This window comes from Streptomyces sp. NPDC003038 (assembly GCF_040611115.1).
Taxonomy (GTDB): Bacteria; Actinomycetota; Actinomycetes; order Streptomycetales; family Streptomycetaceae; genus Streptomyces.
This window is the reverse complement of the sequence record NZ_JBEXNN010000132.1, coordinates 1-1,033: the sequence shown is the minus strand read 5'-3', so window position 1 is coordinate 1,033 and position 1,033 is coordinate 1. Positions and strand designations below refer to the sequence as shown.

Genomic DNA, 1,033 nt, shown 5'->3' with positions numbered 1-1,033 from the left:
GACGAGGAACTCAAGCCCCTGATCAACGAGGTGTTCACCGCCAACTACCGCGTCTACGGGGCCCGGAAAATCTGGCGGGAGCTGAACCGGCAAGGCCACGTCGTGGCCCGCTGCACCGTCGAACGACTCATGCGCGAGACGGGCATCGCCGGCGCGGTCCGCGGCAAGAAGGTCATCACCACGATCCCGGACCCTGCAGCCGCGCGGGCCCCCGACCGCCTGGAGCGCGACTTCGTCGCCCCCGCCCCGAACCGCACCTGGGTGGCCGACTTCACGCACGTCGCCGCCTGGACGGGCGTCGTCTACGTGGCCTTCGTCGTGGACACCTTCTCCCGCCGCATCGTCGGCTGGTCCGCATCCATGTCGAAGGAGACCCAACTCGTCCTGGACGCCCTCGACATGGATCTGTGGCAGCGTGACCGCGAAGGCCGTCCTCCCGTGCCCGGTGAGCTGGTTCACCACTCGGACGCCGGCTCGCAATATACGTCTTTCCGCCTGTCCGAACACCTGGAAGCGGCCCGGATCGCGGCCTCGATCGGCTCGGTCGGAGACGCGTATGACAACGCGCTCATGGAGTCCACCATCGGCCTGTTCAAGACCGAGGTCATCAAGCCCCAGCGGCCCTGGAGGACGCTGTCGCACGTCGAGCTCGCCACCGCCGAGTGGGGCGACTGGTACAACCACCGACGACTCCACGGAGAGATAGGGCACATCCCGCCCGTCGAATACGAAGCCAACCACTACCGAGCAACCACGAAACCCCAGGTCACAGCCACAATCTGAAGTCTCTACGCAACCCGGAACGGTTCACTTCCCGGTCGAGCTTGATGAGGACCTTCTTGAACTCCTCGGCACGGTGGCGGCGATGCAGAGAACCGATGACCTTGCCGGTGGCGACCTCCAGGGCGGCGAACAGGGTGGTGGCGCCGGCGCGGACATGAGGTGACCCCTGAGATGTGGACACACCTGACAATGGATCTTGGTGATCCTGAAGGTGAAGATCTACGTGGGACGGCCCTCGAAGTACAACGTG

The 1,033-nt window shown here is 65.2% G+C and carries 2 protein-coding genes; one reads left to right on the top strand and one right to left on the bottom strand.

Going from position 1 to position 1,033, the window contains the following annotated elements:
• A partial coding sequence (locus ABZX75_RS34465) for an IS3 family transposase (protein ID WP_355418204.1) occupies positions 1-783 on the top strand: 783 nt, incomplete at its 5' end.
• Here the strand turns inward: ABZX75_RS34465 and ABZX75_RS34460 are convergent.
• Positions 767-964: a hypothetical protein gene (locus ABZX75_RS34460; protein WP_355418206.1), complete on the bottom strand. Its 198-nt coding sequence runs from the start codon at positions 962-964 to the stop codon at positions 767-769. The genes ABZX75_RS34465 and ABZX75_RS34460 overlap by 17 nt on opposite strands.
• Positions 965-1,033 lie beyond the last annotated feature (69 nt).